Source organism: Pseudobutyrivibrio sp. JW11 (assembly GCF_900115355.1).
In the GTDB taxonomy this organism is placed as follows: domain Bacteria; phylum Bacillota; class Clostridia; order Lachnospirales; family Lachnospiraceae; genus Pseudobutyrivibrio; species Pseudobutyrivibrio ruminis.
The window spans coordinates 273,475-290,221 of sequence record NZ_FOWB01000003.1; the positions used below are offsets into that span (position 1 = coordinate 273,475).

10 protein-coding genes are annotated in these 16,747 nt (G+C 39.4%); 8 read left to right on the forward strand and 2 right to left on the reverse strand.

Translation table 11 applies throughout. From position 1 onward, the window contains the following. Positions 1 to 6 precede the first annotated feature (6 nt). The 4 genes from glyA to BM102_RS05100 all read left to right on the forward strand — a co-directional run bounded on the left by glyA (position 7) and on the right by BM102_RS05100 (position 8,858). Entirely contained in the window at positions 7 to 1,257 is a 1,251-nt protein-coding gene (gene glyA, locus BM102_RS05085) for a serine hydroxymethyltransferase (protein ID WP_044937376.1), read from the forward strand. 37 nt (positions 1,258 to 1,294) lie between these two features. Next, positions 1,295 to 3,652, forward strand: coding sequence for a transporter substrate-binding domain-containing protein (locus BM102_RS05090; protein WP_090479555.1), 2,358 nt, complete (start codon positions 1,295 to 1,297; stop codon positions 3,650 to 3,652). A gap of 186 nt (positions 3,653 to 3,838) precedes the next feature. Further along, a complete protein-coding gene (locus BM102_RS05095) occupies positions 3,839 to 8,281 on the forward strand; it encodes a SpaA isopeptide-forming pilin-related protein (RefSeq protein ID WP_090479558.1) in 4,443 nt (1,480 codons plus the stop codon). Beyond that, positions 8,271 to 8,858: a class D sortase gene (locus BM102_RS05100; RefSeq protein ID WP_090479561.1), complete on the forward strand. Its 588-nt coding sequence runs from the start codon at positions 8,271 to 8,273 to the stop codon at positions 8,856 to 8,858. The genes BM102_RS05095 and BM102_RS05100 overlap by 11 nt, the downstream gene beginning before the upstream one ends. 32 nt (positions 8,859 to 8,890) lie before the next feature. Here BM102_RS05100 and BM102_RS05105 read toward each other — a convergent pair whose 3' ends face one another. Next, entirely contained in the window at positions 8,891 to 9,703 is an 813-nt protein-coding gene (locus BM102_RS05105) for a transglutaminase domain-containing protein (RefSeq protein ID WP_090479564.1), read from the reverse strand. A gap of 277 nt (positions 9,704 to 9,980) precedes the next feature. Between BM102_RS05105 and hypB the strand changes: the two genes are divergently transcribed. The 4 genes from hypB to BM102_RS05125 all read left to right on the forward strand — a co-directional run bounded on the left by hypB (position 9,981) and on the right by BM102_RS05125 (position 16,079). After that, a complete protein-coding gene (gene hypB / locus BM102_RS05110) occupies positions 9,981 to 10,652 on the forward strand; it encodes a hydrogenase nickel incorporation protein HypB (RefSeq protein WP_090479567.1) in 672 nt (223 codons plus the stop codon). A 71-nt stretch (positions 10,653 to 10,723) separates the two neighbouring features. After that, a complete protein-coding gene (locus tag BM102_RS05115; protein ID WP_177194909.1) occupies positions 10,724 to 13,507 on the forward strand; it encodes an FAD-dependent oxidoreductase in 2,784 nt (927 codons plus the stop codon). A gap of 699 nt (positions 13,508 to 14,206) precedes the next feature. Then, positions 14,207 to 15,208, forward strand: a complete 1,002-nt coding sequence (locus BM102_RS05120; protein ID WP_090479569.1) for an alpha/beta hydrolase — start codon at positions 14,207 to 14,209, stop codon at positions 15,206 to 15,208. A gap of 115 nt (positions 15,209 to 15,323) precedes the next feature. Next, a complete protein-coding gene (locus tag BM102_RS05125) occupies positions 15,324 to 16,079 on the forward strand; it encodes a helix-turn-helix domain-containing protein (protein WP_090479572.1) in 756 nt (251 codons plus the stop codon). Positions 16,080 to 16,132: 53 nt separating this feature from the next. On the opposite strand, the gene BM102_RS05130 is transcribed toward BM102_RS05125, so the two are convergent. Then, entirely contained in the window at positions 16,133 to 16,735 is a 603-nt protein-coding gene (locus BM102_RS05130; RefSeq protein WP_044937393.1) for a cytidylate kinase-like family protein, read from the reverse strand. Positions 16,736 to 16,747 lie beyond the last annotated feature (12 nt).

A 16,747-nucleotide genomic window follows, 5' to 3' on the forward strand; every position in this document is an offset into this window, starting at 1 on the left:
ATTATAATGTACACACTACAGGACATCAAAAACACAGATCCAGAAGTTGCAGAGGCAATTGTTAAGGAGTTCAATCGTCAGTCAGAGCACATCGAGCTTATCGCTTCAGAAAACTGGGTATCACCAGCAGTAATGTCTGCAATGGGCTCAGTACTTACAAACAAGTACGCTGAAGGCTATCCAGGAAAGCGCTACTACGGCGGTTGCGCAGAAGTAGATGTAATCGAAGAGCTTGCTCGTGAGCGTGCAAAAGAGTTATTCGGTTGCGAATATGTAAACGTTCAGCCTCATTCTGGTGCACAGGCCAACATGGCAGTGCAGTTTGCAGTGCTTAAGCCAGGGGACACAGTTATGGGAATGAATTTGGATCACGGCGGACACCTGACACATGGTTCACCAGCCAACTTCTCTGGTACCTATTTCAACATTGTTCCTTATGGAGTAAATGATGATGGTTTCATCGATTACGATGAAGTAGAGCGTATAGCACTTGAGTGCAAGCCAAAGATGATTATTGCAGGAGCATCTGCATATTGTCGTAAGATTGATTTCAAGCGCTTTAGAGAAATCTGTGACAAAGTTGATGCAGTTCTGTTTGTGGACATGGCTCACATTGCTGGTCTTGTAGCAGCAGGTGTTCATGAGAGCCCAATCCCATATGCAGATATAGTTACCACCACTACACACAAGACTCTTCGTGGTCCTAGAGGTGGTATGATTATGGCAACAGCCGAAGCTAATGAAAAGTACAATTTCAACAAGGCTGTTTTCCCAGGAATCCAGGGTGGCCCACTTATGCATGTTATTGCAGGTAAGGCTGTATGCTTCAAGGAAGCATTGGACCCTTCATTCAAAGAATATGGCAAGCAGATTGTAAAGAACGCTCAGGCTCTTTGCAAAGGCCTCCAGGATAGAGGTATTAAAATTGTTTCTGGTGGTACAGACAATCACTTGATGCTTATCGACCTTACACCATTTGAGCTTACAGGCAAGGTTGTTGAGAAGCTTCTTGATGATGCACATATCACTGCAAATAAAAACACAATCCCAAATGATCCAAAGTCGCCATTCGTAACATCTGGTATTCGTCTTGGTACACCAGCTGCTACAACACGTGGACTTAAGGAGGATGATTTCGACAAGGTTGCTGAGGCAATTGCAGTTGTTATCAAGGAGCAGGAAGCTGGCGTAGAAAAAGCTCGCAAAATCATAAAAGAAATTACAGATAAATATCCACTTTCTGGCGAAATGTGTTAAAGTAAAAGAAACAATAATTAATTTAGGGGATTGATTTATGAGGAGAGTTTCTTTTATAGGAAACCATTTGAAGAATTTGACATATCTGATAGTTATGGGCCTTGTTATATCTTTATTGCAAGGTCCTCTTTTTGTGTCTGCTTCAAATGTTCAACCTAAGACAGTTAAAATTGGCTACTATGAGAATGAAATATTCCAGGAAGGAGCCTCCGAAGACGCTATAAAATCAGGCTATGCCTACGAGTACTATATGAAGCTTTCTGAGTATACAGGATGGCGTTATGAGTATGTGTATGGCAGCTTTAATGATCTCTATCAGATGTTACTTGATGGAGATATAGATATGCTTGCTGGCCTTGCTTATAAGGAAGAAAGAGCGGATTTGATTGGCTATCCAGATATTGCAATGGGTACCGAATCCTACAATCTGGTTAAATACGAAAGTAATCATGAAATAACTAGTGATGTGGAGACGTTAACGGGACATTCTATAGGTGTGCTTGATAGTGCCATGGCAGATGCATTAGATGAATATCTTGATAAATATAATGTAGATGCCGATGTGGTACGTTATGAATATACTGACGAGCTCACAGAAGATTTTGAAGCAGGAGTAGTAGATGTTCTTGCTGTTGAAGGTGAAGGTACAAATAAGAGAAGTGGTTACGAGGTTCTTTTGACCTTTGGAATGACTGATTATTATATTTGTGTCAGCAACAGCAGAGGTGACCTTCTAAAAGAATTGAATGCTGCGCAGACTGATTTATTTAATGACGAGCCATATTATACAAGCTCACTTAGTTCAAAGTATCATGGCTCCAGCGTATCGGCACAGGCATTGTCATCAGTTGAAAGAGCCTGGCTGGAAAATAATGATTCGTTGACTGTTGGCTATTTAAACAATTATCTTCCATACAGTTCTACAGATGTGCATGGAAATGTAACAGGTGTTATTAGAGAACTGATGCCTGCCATTTTCAATGCTATTGATGTGAACAATATCAGCGTGTCCTATGTGGGATATGATACATACGAAGATATGATAACTGCCATCAATAACGAAGAAATTGATGTTGCCTTTCCAGTAGGTGGTGGTATATATCACTCTGAGCAAAATGGTATTTACCAGACAGAGCCAGTGGTTTCTATCAGTACAGAGTTGGTATTTGATAATGTTGTGGTCAATCCTAGCGCTGCTACATTTGCTGTAAATAGCAGTAATAGCATGCAGTACTATTACATAAAGACATATTATCCAGAGGCAGAGATAGTTTATTACGACAACATCGAACAGTGTTTGGAAGCTGTTATGAAGCATGAAGTTGATTGTACTACTCTCAATGGTTTGCGTGCAGGTGAGATTCTTAAGAATTATAAGTACAACCGATTATCTGTTAGACAGCTTTCTGAGAAGGATGGCAGATGCCTTGGCGTAAAAATTGGTAATGACGGTTTGCTCCGTCTTTTAAACCGAGGTATTAATATCCTGGCAGATGATTATTCTGAGAGTATTGCTTACAAATATACTAAGGATTTATATAACTATTCATTTATAGACTGGCTAGATGATTATTTGATGGGCGTGCTGATTGTCATTGTATTGATTGTTGTTGTTTCAGTGATAATCCTTCATGTGAGAACAATCCGAAAGAACAAGGTTATTCTTGCTCTTCGAAATTCAAATAAAAATCAATTAGTTCTTATTGAAAACATTGCAAGAAGTATCAAGGAACCTATTACTGAAATTCACAATATTTCAAGCACAGCAACACAGGTGATGGATGATGAGAAGCTAATCAGCGACAGCCTTAAAAAGATTGCAGATGACAGTGAAGGCATCAAGACTACTGCAGACAAAATCATCGATGCAAGTATTCTTGATAAAGGCAAACTGATGCTTAATAAAGAAAAGGTTAATGTTGCGGCCTTTGCAAAAGATATTGAAAGCTATATACAGCCACGGGCTGATGCTAAAGGTATTAATTATTCTGTTAAGACAAAAAAGATTAAGACCAAGGATATTATGGTAGATAGAGAACGATTAATGCAGGCAATTATGGCGGTTATCGACAATTCTCTAAAGTTTACAGGTGCAGGCGGTACCATAAAGGTAACAGTGGAAGAGCAGCCTTGCAGCAACATGAGTATGGCAAGGATGGCCATCACCATCAAGGATGATGGTATTGGTATGAGTGAAGAGTTTAAAGATATTGCCTTTGATGCATTCACCAAAGAAGAAAACGCCTTGGATGCAAATCTTACAGGCGTAGGCCTGGGACTTACCATCACCAAAAAGCTTGTGGAGCTTATGGGCGGTTATGTCACTCTTATGTCGAAAAAGAATCTGGGAACAGAAGTAACAATCACTTTGGACTGTAAAATAAGTTACAATTAAACGAATAAGACTGGTTTTTTGCCAGTCTTATTTTTTTGTCATCTAAATGTCTGAAAAAACAATTTTAGAACATAACTTGTATTGACTTTAAAACATTACATTTTATAATAATAAACTGGTTTGGATAAAATTAGTTTCCAAGTGGGGAGGCAAGAGTTTTGAGACATAAGAAGGGAACTATAGATAATGAAAAAGAAAATTATGGCGGCAGTGCTGGGCTTTGCTATCATATTTAGCACCTTCAGCTCAGATCTAGTGTCGCAGGCAGAGGGAATTGACGGGGTTATTGAAGAGACTGTGGATTCGGAGGAGACGGAAGAAGTGGATGATGTTACCGAGTCCGAGGAAGAAGTTGTCGAGGAGGAGAGCTCCGAAGGAACGACTGAGACAACAACCAATACTAATAGCGTTTCAGAGCTTCTAAGTGACGTTGCTGGAAATGAAAATCTGATTTCAGAAAGCAAAGTTGAGTCTTCTGAAACAGGAAGTGAAAATACAGAAATAACTGTAAAGAGTGTTGAAATGTATATGAATAATGAGAAGCTTGAAACAAGTACTGGTGCCATTGAGATTACTAGTGGCACAGAGTTCAAAGCTGTATATACATTTCCAGATTTGATTCTAAATACATCAGATGAAGGAAGTTTGAAAGGTGGGACGACATATACCGTAAAACCTAGTATTACAGGCATTTCCCAGTTTAATCTGACGGATAAAATCACTGCAGATGTTAAAGATGATAATGGAATCGTCTATGGTGTTATTACTGTTACTCCAAGTGGAGATAAAGCGACAATGACATTTACACCATCAAGTGTTGGTGTAGGTACATTATCAAATCTGAAGTTTGAGATATCATTTAAATTAGACACAAGTAGTAATACCTCTTCAAAACGTGATGGAATAGTACTTCCTGATGGTAATACATATTCATTTATTTTAACTGATTTAGTGGCAACACCACCTACGCTTTCAATTGCAGGTAGCTTATCATCATCAGATAACACTGTAGCAGATTGGACAGTGAAGATTACTAACGCTGCAACACCTCAGACGTACAGTGATGGTTATACTGTTAAAATACAGTTGAGTAATGGAGAAAAATATGTGGAAAAATCTTCTTCTGTTGAAGGAGTTCAATATGATTCAACTGACAATATTCTGAGTTTTAAGATAGATACTCCAAGTACAGTATCAAATGATGTGACAACTATTACATATAAGACCACATCGGAGTTTCCACTTACAGAAACAATTGTAAAAGAGAATGCTGAAAAAATAGAAGCTACATTAGTAGATACAGCAAATCTTGTTGATTCTAGCAATACAAATATCAATCAGGAATCTGTATCAGCTCAAGTAACTGCTTCTAAGGATCTTTCTAAGTGGATGGAAAAGACGGGCGGAACGGTAAGCTCTGATGGAACTGTAGAGTGGACTGTCACAGTTCAAAACAATGGCTATAGCTTGAAGAATGTTGTACTATACGATGCTTTTGATGATACGATGTCGCTAGTGGAAAATAGTGTCGAAGTAAGTAAATCTGGTGCTACAGCTTCATATGTTTCAGGAACGAATAGTTCTAAGGCTTATAATTGGAGTGTAGATATTGGCGACATGTCGGGAAGTGAGACAGTCACTATTACATATAAAACACAGATAAAAGATTATCCAGAGTACCAGAAGCAAAACCATGCTACTAAGCCATCAAATAGCGCATGGATAAGATACACTTATAATTTTGGTAGTGGAGAGGAATCTTTTACTGGCCCTACAGTTAGCAAAGAAGCAAGTGTCAACCAGCAGTCGGGGATTAAAATTGAAGGAGCAGGTGTAGATGTCTCCACTCATGAACTTACATGGAAGGTCACTGTAAATGCGGGATATCAAACAGTTTCAGGTATTACTGTTCTAGATATGATTCCGGCTGGCCAGGAGTATGTTACAGGTTCTTTAAGTGATATTACATTGACTACAAGTGATGGGACGAATACTACACTTAAAAGCTCGGCTGAATCATATACTAATCCTGGTGATTCTTCAGATACAAATAATCTGAGTATATATATTGGAAATTTAGCTAGTCAAAAAGCTGAATTTACTTTAAAGACAAAACTTACTGATAATGAAGTTGCAGTTTGGTCAGATAATAATAGCGGTACATACTCTAACATTGTAGAACTCATACAGACAGGCTATGGTAACCAAACACATTCAGCATCTCAGAAATATACAAGTACAGTTTTAACAACTACTATTGGCAACTATAATTACAACAATCATACCGTTGATGTAACAGTTGAAGTTGACGCCAACCAGATGGCTATGCAAGACACTGTTGTAACAAATAAGCTTAAGTATGACGACTATGAGTTTGATGAAATTGGAGCTGTCTATGTAGATGGAGTTGAATTATCATCAGATTCATATTCTATAGTCGATGGGAATTTAGTTGTAAATTTAGGAAATATTAATTCAAAGCAGAAGGTAAGTTTTACGGCAACAGTAAAAAGCGATAGTTATGAAACAGTAAACAATTCGACTTTCTCAATAAATAATAAAGCGTACCTTTCTACAGAGGATGTTAACAAAATAAGTGAAGATTATCAGGTGTCTGCGGAGTCTGATTCAATCATTATCAATAATTCAAAGCTATTAAAAGAGGGTACAGGTAATAGTTCCACAGGAGCAGCTACATATACTGTATATATTAATAAAGCTAGAAATCTAATTGCAGAGGGGACTTACGTAGAAGATGTACTAGGCAGTTCGTTAGAACTAGATACATTATCTGTTGAGTTATATGAATGTGAACTTGATGCGGATGGAAAAGTTTTATTAGCAGATTCGCCACTTTCAAGTGATAAGTATACTGTTACAGTTTCTGTAGATGCCAGTACTAATAAAACAATAATGGATGTTACTATACCAGCAACTGATAAGGTTTATGTACTTAAGTACTCTGCACAGGTTACAGATACTAAGCTTACAGATTGTTCTAATAGCATAAGTATGTGGAAGACTGATGGAAGTACTGTAGCTTCATCAAATTTAAATCTACAAACATCATTTAACGCTGGAGCAACATTTACAAGTGCAACATATCTAAATATTATTGCTGATGATGAAGATGGAAATCTTTTGTCTGGCGTAAAATATGGTGTATACGATAGTAATGACAATCTGATTTTGACAGCTGTAACAAAAAACAACGGAATTGCCAAAATTATTACAACTAAGCTTGCTGAAGGAGAGACATACACAGTTAAAGAAATAACTGGACCTGCTACTTATGAATCAATTAAAGAAGGTAAGACAACTGGAACAATCGTACTGGGTAATTCATCTTCCCCTAAAGAAGTAGAGTTTACATACGTAAAGAAATCTACTGAAATCGAAATATTTAACAGAGAAGACAGTGAAGATGGAGATTTGCTTGATGGATCAACTCTCACATTGTATAAGGATGGAACACAGATTGATTCATGGAACTCTACAGATGCAAACAGCAAATCAGTGCGAGTGTATCTTGATAGTACATATGTATTAAAAGATAAAGCTCCATTTGGATACACAGCGGGTTCGAACATAACATTTAAAGTTGTAGAAAATGGCGATGGAAAAATCGCTGTACAACAGCTAGTAGATGGAGAATATAAGACTGTTTCTGAAATCAATATGGTAAATGTTACGGAAGGAAAATATAACATTGCTATAAGTAAGGTATCAGATACTTCTAATGCTTTGCTTGAAGGAGCAACTCTTGTAATTGCTACAGATGCGGCAGGAAATAATGTTGTAGCCACAAGAACAACAAGTGGAACAGTAATAAAGGATTTGAATCTTCCTGCAGGTGACTATTATTTGATTGAAACAAATGCACCAGTTGGCTTTGATATTGCAGATCCAATTAGTTTTACAGTAACAGAAGATACAACTCTTACTATGGTGGATAAATACCAGAAAGCGGATGAGTCCGCAGGAAGCTCAGGAACGTATATGACGTTTAAATTAGACCCATCAACACTTGGTATTAGCACAGAGTTGTTTAATGCTCTTGGGGTCAAGCTTTATAAAGTTGATTCAATTACAGGAAAACTATCCGATGATCTTTTGACTGATGAGGATGGCAATTATCTTCTTGAGTATCAGAGTACATATACAATCATCTCAACTAATGACTTGGAAGGTTATGATCCAATAGCACCTATCACATTCAAGGTTGTAGGTTCAACAGATGAAAATGGAGAGATTGTTGATACAATCAAGGTTGTAAACAGGGATAATACATATAGTGAGGTTTCATTTTCTGATATGGGTGAAGCTCTTACTCCACAACGTACTATAGTTCCTACAACATCAACATCCACAACTGGTACTCAATCAACCGATGCTACATCTACTGTCTACTATGGCAGTGCAGCAGTTTCTACTACAGATGATGGATTGGTATTGAAGGATAAGGATTTAGCGGCTGGGGCTGATTTGGCAAATACAAGTGAGACTGCCCCACGCCTTGCAAAGACAGGTGGCTTTGTAGGTACATTGTTTGGATATCTCACAGCAGTGGCACTTATCCTTGCTGGTTTGTATTTAACACTTGGAAAGAAAAAGGAACATGACAAATAAACAATCTATTAAAAAGATAATAGGTTTAACGTTAATCGCATTGGGACTGGGCTTATTGCTCAGTTCTATTGCATTAAACCTAAAGCAATACTATTCAAAAAAGGAAACGGTGAAGGAGTTCAAGGAATATATTGAAAGTGGCGACGCATTTCTTGATACAGATGGCAATGAAGCTGTCACAGGAGATATGCTTTACATCCTCAGAATTCCATCTATCGATTCAGAAAATCCTGTGAGAGAGGGGACAGAAAGGGATGTGTTATCAGATTCTCTTGGACACGAATCGGGAACTGCATTTGCAGGAGAGGAAGGAAATTGCGTAATAGCTGGCCACCGTAATTACAACTTCGGCAAATATTTTAATCGCCTTGATGAGGTTGAGATAGATGATTTGATTTATCTGGATTCAGCCACAGAAACATACACATATGTGGTTACAGACATTCAGGTGGTGGACCCTACAGATGTAGAAATCCTAGAACCTATCGAAGGAAAAGAAACACTCACTCTCTACACTTGCACACCAATATACATAGCAACACATCGCTTAGTAATTATTGCTGAGCGTGTGATATAACAAAAGCCGGCCTGGTTTTTCAGGCTGGCTTTTTAGTTACATGCCACGATTCTTCCGGACAGGCTCGAGCGGCTGTGGTCTGAAGCAAATGCGGCGTCGCTTTTATTGAAATAATCATAGGATGTTACTCCGATGCATTCAGATATTGAATCGTCCCAAGTCAAATCTACGTTGTAAAACTTTCCATCAATCTTAACTATGTTCCAGGCGTGGGTGCTTCCCATAGAAATTCCAGTTACATAATAGCAGGTGATGCCAAGGCGCTGGCAGGCTGCCTGAAATGCTCTGGCGTATCCGGCACATACTGAGGTGCCTGTTGTAAGAGCAGAGTAAGCGCTTTGATTCATATGGTTGTCAGGATCGTAGGTGTTCATTTGGCAGATAGCGTCATGCAAATATTTCTCCTGGTCCACCTGGCTGGTGAATTGCTTTGCTCCAGAAACCAGCGAATTCAAAACACCATTGAAATTCGCTTGAGCTTGTGGCAATTCATCCTTTGTAATGCAGAATTTCAGTCTAACTTTATGAACGATATTAGATGAATCTACGGCATATTGATAAGATGTGTACACCCAGAAAAGCTCTGGATGATCGTTGAATAGAGAATTCATTGTATCTTCCAGGCTTTTTTCAGATATAGGAGTATCCAACACAAAAAGCTCGTCATTGAAGTTCATGATATTTTGGTAAATCTGATTATATACGGAGAGCTGGTCCGAATTAAGAAGTTGTAGATATGGGTATAAAGGCTCACTTGAAGTGAGCGCAGTGCTGGTAAATGTGGTAGAATGTATGCTAAATATTAATGTAATTAAAAGACAAATCGAACAAACTCTGTTTTTCATATCTCATCACCCAAAATAGTAGTTTTCAAAGGAAAATCATCCTATTATCAGATTATAATTTTAAATGGTGAATAAAATTTGTACAAAGCCCGTGTTCACAAAGAATTCACAGTGATAATACACACCCTGTGTAATAAAGTAGCTTTGTCCTAGAATTTATACCGGTTTGTGGCGAAAAAACTTATTGACAATTTTTTATCAATTAGAGTATATTATATATACAGGAAACTGAAAAAATGAGTTAGAGTTTACTAACACGATTTGGTTAGGAGAGCTTATGCTAGATTACAAAATCATCGAAGTTAAGCAGAGCATCTTTGAGGACAACGATGCAGATGCTGATAAGCTCAGACAGGAGATTAAAGAACAGAAGACATTTCTTGTTAATCTGATGTCAGCTCCTGGTTCTGGCAAAACAACCACATTATGCCAAACAATCGCACGTCTTAAGGACGAAATGCAAATCGGTGTAATGGAGGCAGATATTGATTCTGATGTGGACGCTGCCACAATTACTGCGGCAGGAGCACGTGCAATTCAGATACATACAGGAGGAATGTGCCATCTCGATGCAGATATGACCCGTCAGGGCTTGCATGAGTTTGGAACAGAAGACTTAGATCTTGTCTTCCTGGAAAACGTTGGTAATTTAGTTTGTCCAGCGGAATTTGATACCGGTTCATCAAAGAACGCCATGATTCTTTCTGTTCCCGAGGGAGACGACAAACCACTTAAGTACCCACTGATGTTTTCAGTGTGTGATGTAGTGCTTATCAACAAATGCGACACACTTCCAGTGTTTAGCGAATTCTCAAAGGAGGCTGTTGTGGAACGAATCCACAGTCTTAATCCTAATTCAAAGGTTATCTTTGTTTCAGCAAAAACTGGCGAAGGATTTGACGAATGGGTTGACTGGTTGAGGGGCCAGGTTCAGCAGTGGCAGGCTTAATGCTTGGAATTGAGACTTTTTGAGGGAAGTATAAATAATATTTTTTAGGGCAATTAAAGGAGGAAATTAATATGGGTATCGGACCAGACAATTTGGGCGATTTTTATCCTGATTGGGTAAATGATTTAAAGGATGAAGATTTACGTCCAGAAATTCTTCAGCTTGGAAAGGTAATCACAGATAGAGCTAAAATCAAGCTTGGTCTTCAGAAGATTACAAAGTACGATCCAGAGTACTGGGCTGTAGCAAATCTTGCACCTACAAAGGAAATTGCAGAGCTTGCACTTTCTATGGGTGGCATTAGAAAGCCAAAGACATTCAAGGAACTTCTTGAAATTACTGGCCTTGATGAAAAGACACTTGAGGAAAGACTTGAGAAAGCTAGCTGGACAGGTCTTTTAGAGTGGAACTATGAGAACGAAGCTCACGAGAAGCAGTGGGTACTTCCTATGTTCGTTCCAGGTTCTGCAGAGTTCTCAAACATGAATCAGGATTTCTTGGCTGAGCATCCTGAGATGGGACGTTTCTTTGAGAGAATGAGCCGTCTTCCACTTGAGGGACTTACACACATGGTACCACCAGGAGGCGCTGGTATTGGTATGCACGTTATCCCTGTAGAGGACGCTATTTCAATGGAGCAGGAAGCAATCGGACTTGAGAAGATTTCTTACTGGCTCGATAAATACGAAGGAAAGTATGCTAAGTCACCATGTTCTTGCCGTCTTTCTAGAAAGACATATGACGAGGGCTGCGCTGATGATCCAGAAGGATGGTGTATCGCAGTTGGTGATATGGCAGACTACGTTGTTGAGACAAACAAGGGTGGTGTTTACATCACTAAGGAAGAGGCTCTTGATATTTTCAAGCAGGCTGAGGACAACGGCTTCGTTCATCAGATCACAAATATCGATGGCGAGAACAAAATCTTCGCTATCTGTAACTGTAATGTAAATGTATGTTATGCACTTCGTACATCACAGCTTTTCAACACTCCAAACATGTCACGTTCAGCATATGTTGCTCACGTTACAGCTGAGGATTGTGTAGCTTGTGGTAAGTGTGTTGAGAACTGCCCAGCTGGTGCTGTTAAGCTTGGTCAGAAGCTTTGCACAGCTGATGGCTCACAGGTCGAGTATCCAAAGCAGGTTCTTCCAACAGAGCGCAAGTGGTCAACAGACGAGTGGAACGACAACTATCGTGACACAAACAGAATCAACTGCTACGACACAGGTACAGCTCCATGTAAGACAGCTTGTCCTGCACATATCGCTATCCAAGGTTACCTTCGTATGGCAGCTCAGGGACGTTACAAAGAAGCTCTTGCTCTTATTAAGCAGGACAATCCACTTCCAGCAATCTGCGGTCGTGTATGTAACAGACGTTGCGAGGCAGCTTGTACACGTGGAACAATCGATGAGGCAATTGCAATCGATGAAGTTAAGCGTTTCTTAGCAGAGATGGATCTTAAGTCAGAGACACGCTACATCCCTAAGAAGATCGTTCCTTCACAGAAGGGTGAGTTCACAGAGAAGGTAGCTATTATTGGTGCAGGTCCTGCAGGTCTTTCTTGTGCTTACTACTTAGCACTTAAGGGTTACAAGCCTACAATCTTTGAAAAGAGCAAGTATCCAGGTGGTATGCTTCGTTACGGTATTCCATCATTCGTACTTGAGAACAACGTTATCGACGCTGAAATCGAAATCATCAAGGAGCTTGGTGTAGAGATTAAGTGTGGCGTTGAAGTTGGTAAGGATATTTCACTTGATGAGTTACGTAGCCAGGGCTACAAGGCATTCTACGTAGCTATTGGTTGCCAGGGTGGTAACAAGCCAGGCGTACCAGGTGATGATGCTATCGGTACAGCAACAGCTGTTGATTTCCTTCACGAGTGCTCAGAGAACGAGAAATACGATATCAAGGGTGACCTTGTTGTTATCGGTGGTGGTAACGTTGCTATCGACGTTGCTCGTTCAGCTAGACGTGTTGGAAACGAAAAGGTTTCTATGTTCTGTCTTGAGAGCAGAGACATCATGCCTGCATCTCCAGAGGAAATCGAAATCGTTGAAGCAGAGGGCGTTGAGCTTAACTGCGGATGGGGACCAAAGGAGGTTCTCGTTGATGAGGCAGGAGCTGTTAAGGGAATCGTTCTTAAGAAGTGTACTCGTGTTAAGGACGAGACAGGTAGATTCTCTCCACAGTATGATGAGAATGACACAATCACTGTAGAGTGTAAGCACGTTATCTTCTCAGTAGGACAGCGTAGCGTATACGGAGATCTCTTCAAGGGTTCTAAGGTTGTTATCGAGAGAGGCCCTAAGGCTGATGCTCTTACATACCAGACAGATGAGCCAGATATCTTTGTTGGTGGTGATATGTACACAGGCCCACGTTTTGCTATCGATGCTATCGCAGCAGGTCGTGAGGGAGCTATCTCAATCCACAGATTTGTACAGCCACACAGCTCACTTACAATCGGACGTAACCGTCGTGACTTCATCGAGCTTGATAAGGAAAACATCAAGATTGGTGATTATGATCACAGCCCACGTCAGATTCCAGGCGTTTCAAAGACAACTGTTGATGGAGAGCTTACATTCCGCGACAAGACAGTAGAGCTTACAGAGGAGCAGATTAAGAAAGAGACAGCTAGATGTCTCAAGTGTGGTGCTTCAGTAGTAGATGAGAATAAGTGTATTGGTTGTGGTGTATGTACAACTAAGTGCGAATTCGATGCTATCAAGCTTTACAGAGAGCATCCAGAGTGTTCAAAGATGACTCCATCTGAGGACAAGCTTAAGTATGTTCTTCCTAACGGATTAAAGCAGCGTATTAAGGTTGCTTTCAAGCACAGATAATTAAATAAACTATAGGCTGATAAACAACCCTTACGGCTACAAGCCTGATGAATTCTTCGCTCGGCAACACGCCTCGCTTAAGAATTATCAGAGCTTGATGCCTACGGGTTGTTTTTTAATAGTATGTATTATTGGAGCTTGATAGTTACCCATGGCTTTTTTATATCTTAGTATTATCAGGGCTTGATAGTTACCCAAAATACTTGGGGGGGAGAAAATGATTATTTAGTTAAGTTAAAAAGTGATAATGGTATATTTCACTTAAAAAGTGGAAGAGTGGTTAAGTGTATATGAGAAAAAAAGAAATAAACTTAAAATAAGTTAAAAATATTTAGGTTATTTTAAGTTTATTTTTAAGATTAGAATATTCACTTAACTATTTTAGGTGTTAGTTAAGTTTATTCATGTTTATGAATAATAAACTTAACTAACTAAAAAATTAGAAACAAAAAGTTAAGTTTATTTTTGGAGAAAAGCAAATTCACTTAAGTGGATTTCTCAGTTTTAAGTGAAAGTTAATGAATAATGAAATTCACTTAAATGTTAGTAGATTTATATATAAGTGAATTTGAGAAATTCATAGATGATACTTAACTGTAAATAAATTGCTAATATCATAAGTAAATAAAAATAATTCAATTTACTTTGTGGCAGAGAATAGGTATATATTATGCTATTATATAGGCATAGGAGGGACATATGCGAAATATTTATTTATTTGCAAACGGATTTGGCGAGACCATTCGCACACTTATAATTGCATATTTAATACTTACATTCGTATTTACGGTTTATTCTATTGCTCGAATGTATTATATAGAGCATAAATCCAATAATGTAAAAGCGGGAAGAGCGCGTGTGAAGGAATTGCAGGCCGCAGGCCGATTTATGCAGATTCCTGTTTATTCAATGGAGGAAATGGCCAAGAATAAGCATAAGCGCGATGTGAGACTGATGTATTTTCCAGCAGATAACCCTAAGAGCAAGCGATTTGTAGTTGTTCTTCCTGGTGGAGGATATGCACATCTTTGCACAAAGCAAGAGGGATATCCTGTTGCGGCAGCCTTAAATAAAATGGGGATTAATGCATTTGTTTTGGAATACCGTGCTGGAAGAGATTGCGAAGCCTTTGCTCCAATGGAGGATTTAGGAGTGGCTCTTCGCCTTATCTCAGAAAATGCTGATAAATATAATGTTCAGATGGATGGATATGGGCTTATTGGTTTTTCTGCTGGAGGAAACTTAGCGGGAATCTTCTCTAGCCATAAATATGGATATATGGATTTTGGTTTACCAAAGCCAGGAGCAGTCATATTAGGCTATCCTTGGACTTGTGTTAACGATTGGCTTCATCATCCTTACTGGAACATTTGGATTGGTTTGATGGGCATTTGGCTTAGCAACAGAGGCAGCTTCCATATGTTTGGATTACGTCACATCAGAAGAGGACGTGTGCTTTTAGATGTGCAGAAATATATTGAAGATGATTATCCACCAACCTTCATGTATTCAGGCTCGTGGGATGTGTTGGTTCCGGCCAGCCGTCACGCCGATGTTTTCGAAAGTGCTCTCAAAGAGCATGATATTAAGCATATCTATGAGAAGTACTTTGGTGTACCTCATGGCATCGGTCTTGGTATTCGCACAAAGGCTGAAGGCTGGCTTGATAGGGCAGTAGAGTTCTGGGAGTCAGTAATCTAGGGAGTTCTAGTTTTCGTGGAGTTTGATTCTAGGCGGATTCTAGCATACATAGGTTTATTCTAGGCGTCTTTTCTTATAGCCTAAAGGTGTAACAAAGGAAGCGGCAGGAGGTCACATGTTAGATTTAATAAAGACGGGTTCATTTATTTCTGAGATGAGAAAGGAAAAAGGACTTACACAAAAACAATTGGCAGATCAGGTGGGAGTTAGTGACAAGGCAGTTTCCAGATGGGAGACTGGCAAAGGATTACCGGATACCAGCATCATGCCAGAACTGTGCAAGGCACTTGATATTAACGTAAATGAGCTGTTATCCGGTGAGCGCCTGAACGCTGAGGCATATAGTGGAAAGGCGGAAGAAATAATGGTTAGTTTAGTAAAGGATGTTCAGGAAAACAAGAAAGATAGAAAGGCTGTAGTACTTGGCCTTATATTGGGCTTTGTATTGCTGATGTTAGGACTGGTTGCAATAGTGACAGTCAGCGGCTGCAGAGTTGTATATTTCCTTGATATTCCATCAGCAGTTTTTGTTCTGGCGATACAGCTTATTGTTTTAGGAGCAGGTGGACAGATGAAAAGCTTTCTGGGAGCGTTTAAGCTGATTTTTGGAAAGAAAGCAGAGATAGAGGACGATGTTGCAGTGGAAGCTGCAAAATGCGAATTTGCTATGAAATACGCCCAAAGAGGGGCTATCCTTGGCGGAATACTTTCCAGCATAATGGGATTTGTAGCAGTGCTTGCTATAGTGTGGAGTGAGTCACCAGATACAATTGGGCCAAACATGGCGGTAGCAGTGTTGTCATTGTTTTATGGAGTGTTATTCGTATTAATACTAATGCCTATCCAGGGCCGTCTTCATAAAATGCAATAAAAAAGCTAAATGTAATAGTCTTTGTCTATTACATTTAGCTTTTTTGTTTCTATTTATTCTGGGAATGCTGCTGCTAAATCGCAGATTGTCTTTACACACATTCCTTCACCAAGAGTGCCACTATCAAGGATTACATCATATTCACGGAAGTCGCCCCAATTTTTATCAGTGTAGTACTTGTAATATGTTTTACGCTGCTTATCTTTCTTTGCAAGTCTCTTTTCAATGCTGACATTCTCGATATTTTCATAGCGCTCTAAAACACGTTTCTTTCTATGCTCCATATCTGCGTGAATCATAACATTCATGCAACGAACACCCTCTTTTCTGAGGATATAATCAGCACAACGTCCAACAATTACACATGGTCCTTTGCTTGCACAGTCAAGGATGACTTTTTTCTGTGCAATAAAGATTTCGTCCTGTGGGCTCTGGAAGTACATTGTTCCTGCCGCAGAGATATCAAACCACATTGCTGTGGATGAAGTGTACTCACCCTGAGTCTCTATAAGTTCCTTTGCATAACCGCTTTCAACTGCTACGCGATTAACAATTTCTCCGTCATAAAATGGGATGTTCAACTGTTTTGCCACAGCCTCGCCTATGCTATGACCGCCGCTGCCAAATTCTCTTGAGATGGTAATTACTGGATACATAGTTGTTCCCTC

What these genes read in the sequence shown, in the direction of transcription:
- glyA (WP_044937376.1), top strand. Translation starts at nt 7, where the DNA reads ATGTACACACTACAGGACATCAAAAACACAGATCCAGAAGTTGCAGAG.
- BM102_RS05090 (WP_090479555.1), top strand. Translation starts at nt 1,295, where the DNA reads ATGAGGAGAGTTTCTTTTATAGGAAACCATTTGAAGAATTTGACATAT.
- BM102_RS05095 (WP_090479558.1), top strand. Translation starts at nt 3,839, where the DNA reads ATGAAAAAGAAAATTATGGCGGCAGTGCTGGGCTTTGCTATCATATTT.
- BM102_RS05100 (WP_090479561.1), top strand. Translation starts at nt 8,271, where the DNA reads ATGACAAATAAACAATCTATTAAAAAGATAATAGGTTTAACGTTAATC.
- BM102_RS05105 (WP_090479564.1), bottom strand. Translation starts at nt 9,703, where the DNA reads ATGAAAAACAGAGTTTGTTCGATTTGTCTTTTAATTACATTAATATTT.
- hypB (WP_090479567.1), top strand. Translation starts at nt 9,981, where the DNA reads ATGCTAGATTACAAAATCATCGAAGTTAAGCAGAGCATCTTTGAGGAC.
- BM102_RS05115 (WP_177194909.1), top strand. Translation starts at nt 10,724, where the DNA reads ATGGGTATCGGACCAGACAATTTGGGCGATTTTTATCCTGATTGGGTA.
- BM102_RS05120 (WP_090479569.1), top strand. Translation starts at nt 14,207, where the DNA reads ATGCGAAATATTTATTTATTTGCAAACGGATTTGGCGAGACCATTCGC.
- BM102_RS05125 (WP_090479572.1), top strand. Translation starts at nt 15,324, where the DNA reads ATGTTAGATTTAATAAAGACGGGTTCATTTATTTCTGAGATGAGAAAG.
- BM102_RS05130 (WP_044937393.1), bottom strand. Translation starts at nt 16,735, where the DNA reads ATGTATCCAGTAATTACCATCTCAAGAGAATTTGGCAGCGGCGGTCAT.